Annotated in this window: 5 protein-coding genes; 3 read left to right on the forward strand and 2 right to left on the reverse strand. The window is 69.6% G+C overall.

Annotated elements, in window-relative coordinates:
- Positions 1 to 150: 150 nt before the first annotated feature.
- A complete protein-coding gene (locus tag ABZ749_RS29250; RefSeq protein ID WP_357233444.1) occupies positions 151 to 819 on the reverse strand; it encodes a YceI family protein in 669 nt (222 codons plus the stop codon).
- A gap of 279 nt (positions 820 to 1,098) precedes the next feature.
- Here ABZ749_RS29250 and ABZ749_RS29255 point away from each other — a divergent pair, with 279 nt between their 5' ends.
- On the forward strand, positions 1,099 to 1,563 hold the full coding sequence (locus ABZ749_RS29255; RefSeq protein WP_355007608.1) for an Rrf2 family transcriptional regulator: 465 nt from the start codon (positions 1,099 to 1,101) through the stop codon (positions 1,561 to 1,563).
- Positions 1,564 to 1,687: 124 nt separating this feature from the next.
- On the forward strand, positions 1,688 to 2,695 hold the full coding sequence (locus ABZ749_RS29260; RefSeq protein WP_357233450.1) for a sulfite exporter TauE/SafE family protein: 1,008 nt from the start codon (positions 1,688 to 1,690) through the stop codon (positions 2,693 to 2,695).
- 340 nt (positions 2,696 to 3,035) lie between these two features.
- Here the strand turns inward: ABZ749_RS29260 and ABZ749_RS29265 are convergent, their stop codons facing one another.
- On the reverse strand, positions 3,036 to 4,472 hold the full coding sequence (locus tag ABZ749_RS29265) for a pyridoxal-dependent decarboxylase (protein WP_357233446.1): 1,437 nt from the start codon (positions 4,470 to 4,472) through the stop codon (positions 3,036 to 3,038).
- A gap of 192 nt (positions 4,473 to 4,664) precedes the next feature.
- Here ABZ749_RS29265 and ABZ749_RS29270 point away from each other — a divergent pair.
- The coding region (locus ABZ749_RS29270; protein ID WP_357233448.1) for a hypothetical protein at positions 4,665 to 5,021 on the forward strand (357 nt) is incomplete at its 3' end.

Raw genomic sequence — 5,021 nt, forward strand, 5'->3', positions numbered from 1 at the left:
GATCCCCCTCCACAGCCGCCGACGGGCAGGATGATCCCACCCCAGGCCCCACCACCCCCCGAGGAGTTCCCGTGGGAGCACCCACCACCCCGGGCCCGCCCGGGAGCATGTCGCTCGTCCCCGCCAGGCAACTGGCGGGGATGACGTGGTTCAGGCCTGGTAGATGGCCTCGCCGGCGATCTCGATCTGCACCGTCTTGCCGACCAGCACCCCGCCGCTCTCCAGGACGACATTCCAGAGCAGACCGTAGTGCTCACGGTTCATCTCGGCCGTCGCGCTGAAACCGAAGATGTTCTGCCCGTACGGATCCTGACGGGCACCACCAAAATTCACCACCAGGTCGACGGGCCGGGTGATTCCCTTCACTGTCAACTCACCGGTGAGGACGAATCGTCCGGGAATGCCGTCGGACTGCGGCGGAACAATGTGACTTCGGCCTCGCCCGCCCAACCGATGGTTGCGCAGACGCGCCCACTGGAATATAGGGTCCTCGTTGCCCTGCCACTTAATGCCGGTGCTTCGATATTCGAGGGTGGGAAAACGCTCCACGTCGAGGAAGTCGGCACTCTTCAGATGCGTGTCCCGGTCGATACTTCCGGTGGTGATGCTGGCCGCCATGATGGTGGCCGTCACCGAGGAGAGCATCGGGTCCTCCGCCACGAAGATCTCCGCCGTGGCCTCGGCGAACTCGCCGCGCACCGGGCTGACCATCATGTGCCGGGACAGAAAACCGATCCGCTTGTGCGCCTGATCGAGAAGATAGGTGCCGGCCACCGGGATGGTCATGCCGTCCCAGGTGCGTGTGGCGATATCGGTCATCGTGTTGCCTTCCCCCCGAGCGCGCCCGGGTGTTTATCAATATGTTGCTGGCGGCCGGGTAAACGGCCAGACATTCGTACTCACGCCCAGCATAGGGACGCTCCGGAACGGCATTTCCGCCGCCACCACACGGTGGATCATGACGTACTTCACCAGTCCCGACGGGCGGCCGTCCAACGGTCCCGGCCGGGTGCCAGCGGCGCTACTTCCCATCGATGCGTGGCCGATCGGCCGAGGGTCGCCCGCCCGCCCGGTTGACCAGCGACTAACCTTGCCGACATGCGCCTCTCCGCTCGGGTCGACTACGCCCTCCGCGCGGCCGCCGAACTCGCCGCGACGGCCAGCGGCCCCGGGCGCGGCCGGCCGGTGACGGCCGACCAGATCGCCCGCGCCCAGGAGATCCCGCCGAAGTTCCTGGAGAGCATCCTTCTCCAACTGCGCCGGGGCGGCATCGTGCACGCCCAGCGTGGCCCGGAGGGCGGCTACTGGCTGGCCCGCCCCGCTGAGGAGATCTCCCTCGCCGAGGTCATCCGGGTGATCGACGGGCCCCTCGCCCACGTACGCGGGCAACGCCCCGAGCAGCTCGGCTACCACGGCCCGGCACAGGCCCTCCAGGAAGTCTGGATCGCGCTACGGGCAAGCGAGCGGGAGATCCTGGAACTGGTCAGCGTCGCTGACGTCGCCGCCGGCAACCTGCCCGCGCGGGTCACCGAGCTGGCCGCCGACCCGCGCGCCTGGATCTGAGCGCCGGCTCACCTCCCGGCCACACGTCCGCGTCCCATCCACCGATCGGGGGCTTGACCCCGGCCGCCCCTTCCCGCATTGTCGACCAAGTCGATAGGAGATGCCGAAAAGTCTGGGGGCGCTCGTGCGCAAGCTGTTGGTCCTCGCTCTGGTCGGGCTCGTCGCGCAACTGATCGATGGTTCGCTCGGCATGGCCTACGGCTTGACCTCGTCCACTCTGCTGCTGGTCGCCGGGGTCGCCCCGGCCGCCGCCTCGGCCTCGGTGCACCTGGCCGAGATCGGCACCACGCTCGCCGCAGGGGTGGCGCACTGGCGGTTCGGCAACGTCGACTGGCGGGTGGTGACCCGCATCGCCCTACCCGGTGCCATCGGCGCCTTCGCCGGAGCCACCCTGCTCAGCTCCATCTCCACCGAAGCCGCCGCACCGTGGATGGCCGGCATCCTCTTCACGCTCGGCGCGTACCTCCTGATCCGCTTCGCCCGGCCACTGCGCACCGACCGGGTCGGCGGACGGCTCCGCGGTCGTTTCCTCGGCCCCCTGGGCCTGGTCGCCGGCTTCGTCGACGCGACCGGCGGCGGCGGATGGGGCCCGGTGGCCACCCCCGCGCTGCTGGTCTCCGGCCGGATGGAACCCCGCAAGGTGATCGGCTCCGTGGACACCGCCGAGTTCGTCGTGGCCGGCGCTGCCAGCATCGGCTTCCTGATCGGGCTGGGCTCGGAGGGATTCCTGCTCCCCACCGTCGCCGCACTGCTCATCGGCGGCCTCATCGCCGCCCCACTGGCCGCCTGGCTGGTGCGAATCGTGCCCGCCCAACTGCTCGGCGCGGCAGTCGGCGGCGTGATCGTGCTGACCAACGCCCGCACCCTGATCCGCTCCGCCGAACTGGACGGTCCGGCCCGCCCCGCCCTGTACGCCCTGCTGGCCGCCGGCTGGCTGGCCGCCCTGGTGTTGGCCGTCCGCGCCCTACGCCGTACCCGTCGCGCCCGCGCCGAAGCCGCCGCCGCTCCCGCCGCCGCTCCCGCCGCCGCTCCCGCCGCCGCTGTCGGTGTTCCCGCCGAGGCTACCGACGCCGCATCCGTCGGCGAGGTCCCTGCCGATCTGGCCGCAACGGGTACGCCCACCCCACGCTGAACCGCGCGGTGCGCCCATCCACCCGCCGATGCCGGCTCGAACGTCGTCATCGGCGCGGCTGACTCACCAAGATCGCGCAACATCCTGGATGTAGTGGCATCCCGGCTCGTCGTGGCCACTACATCCAGGATCGAGCGTGACCTTGACGGCGGTGGCGCCCTAAATCCCGGCCCCGGTGGGTCGGGCACGGTGTTCGTCCCCAAGATCTGCACAACATCAGGGATGTTGCTGCCTCTCGCGCGGCGGAGGCAGCAACATCGGCGAAGTTGCGCGGACCTTGGCGCGGGCGCGGGCGCGGGCGCGGGGGAGCGGGCGGGGGAGCGCGTGGGGCGATGGCGGGTCAGGGGGTGAGCAGGGTGGTGGCCGTCTCGGAGAGCAGGGTCCAGGCTTCGTCGGTGTGCGCTTCGGTGGTCTGGGGCGAGCCGACCGCCAGCCGCAGCGTGTAGCGGCCGGCGACCCGGGTGTGCGTGAGGTGCACGCGTCCGCTGGCGTTCACCGAGGCCAGCAACGCCGCGTTGGTGTCGTCGTCGGCCAGCAGTCGGAAGCAGACCAGTGAGAACGGGTGCGCCGCGACCACCTCGAACCGGTCGTCGGCGCGGACCCGCTCGGCGAACCGTTCGGCCAGCGCCACCCCGGAGCGGATGTGCGCCCGCAGGCCTTCGGCGCCGTACCAGCGCAGCACGAACCACAGCTTGAGGGACCGGAACCGCCGGCCGAGCGGCACCTGCCAGTCCCGGTAGTCGATCACCGCGCCGGATTCGGAGGCCGCGTTGCGCAGGAACTCCGGCAGTACGGTCAGCGCCTCGATCAGTTCGGCCCGGTCGGCCACCCAGAACGCGTCGCAGTCGAAGCCGGTGAGCAGCCACTTGTGCGGGTCGAAGCAGTAGGAGTCGGCGTACTCCAGGCCGGCGTGCGTCCACCGCAGTTCGGGGCAGACGGCGGCGGCGCCCGCGTACGCGGCGTCCACGTGCAGCCAGATCCCGTACTCGGCGCAGATGGCTCCGATTTCCGGCAGCGGGTCGATGGCGGTGGTGGAGGTGGTGCCGATGGTCGCCACCACGATGGCCGGCACGTCACCGGCGGCCAGGTCGGCTTCGATGGCGGCCCGCAGCACGCCTGGCAGCATCGCCTGGGTGTTCGGGTCCACCTCGACCGACCGGGTTCCGTCGCTGCCCAGCCCGGCGATCCGCACCGCCTTCTCGATGGACGAGTGCCCGTGGATGGAGGTGTAGGCGCGGTAGCGCCGGTCGATGCCGGTGTGCCGCCAGCGTCCGCCGCTGGCCCGGTGCAGTGCGGCCAGGGTGGCGACCAGCGTCGCCGAGGACGCCGAGTCCTGGATGACCCCACCGCCGGCGCCGGTGGAGCGGAACCGCTGTGGCAGGTCCATCAGGTGGGCCAGCCAGTCCATCATCACCGTTTCCAGCTCGGTGCAGGCCGGGCTGGAGGCCCAGAGCATGCCCTGTACGCCAAGCCCGGAACTGACCAGGTCGCCGAGCACGCTCGGGCCGGAGGTGTTGCCGGGGAAGTAGCCGAAGAAGCCCGGGTGCTGCCAGTGGGTCAGCCCTGGTACGACGATCGAGTCAAGGTCGGCGAGGATCGCCTCGACCGGTTCGCCGCCGGTGGTGGGGGGCTCGCTGGGCAGGGCGGCGGCCACTGTGCCCGGGGGGTCGGCCGGGGCGACCGGTCGTTGCTCCACTGTCGCCCAGTAGTCGGCGATCCAGTCGACGACGGCGTGGCCGGCGCGACGGAACTCGTCGGGATCCATGTGCGGCGCCATCTGATCAGTTGATCATGCTGGCGTGCTCGAAACAAGGGGTCTGCCGGATCGATGCTCATAACACATCGCATCCGCCATCGCCACTCCCCTGTAACGCCGACATCGATATGGCCGGGCGGTTGACCTTGCAGAAAGTTCACGCTAGGTTCGATTTCCAAGAAGGTTTGTTTCATGGAAGGAAGGCAATAGCTAATGGCGAAAAATCGGGGGATTGCTCGGCTGGTGACGGCGGGTTTCTTGACGACTGCGGCGGTGGCTGCTGCGTCACTTTTCGGCGCTGGCCCGGCCCTGGCCGGCAACTGTTCAATCGCGGGCTGTGGCGTCGTGCGCAATGATTCGGCACACCCGGTGTCTATCGCGGACTGGTGCGATGGGACTGGCTCCTGCGGCAAGACTTACCTGCTCAAGCCGGGTGAATTGTCCACCAAGTACAAGAAGGACACCGACACGTTCGCTTTGCAGTGCACCGGCAACTACTACCGTTACACCGGTGACTTGCTGCCTCCAGGACCGCTCGCAGCGCGACAGCTCGGTAGCGATGTACGCCGA

The organism is Micromonospora sp. NPDC047753 (assembly GCF_040642735.1).
GTDB lineage: Bacteria > Actinomycetota > Actinomycetes > Mycobacteriales > Micromonosporaceae > Micromonospora.

Coding starts and splice junctions, on each gene's coding strand:
- ABZ749_RS29250 (WP_357233444.1), bottom strand. CDS start 819: ATGACCGATATCGCCACACGCACCTGGGACGGCATGACCATCCCGGTG.
- ABZ749_RS29255 (WP_355007608.1), top strand. CDS start 1,099: ATGCGCCTCTCCGCTCGGGTCGACTACGCCCTCCGCGCGGCCGCCGAA.
- ABZ749_RS29265 (WP_357233446.1), bottom strand. CDS start 4,472: ATGGCGCCGCACATGGATCCCGACGAGTTCCGTCGCGCCGGCCACGCC.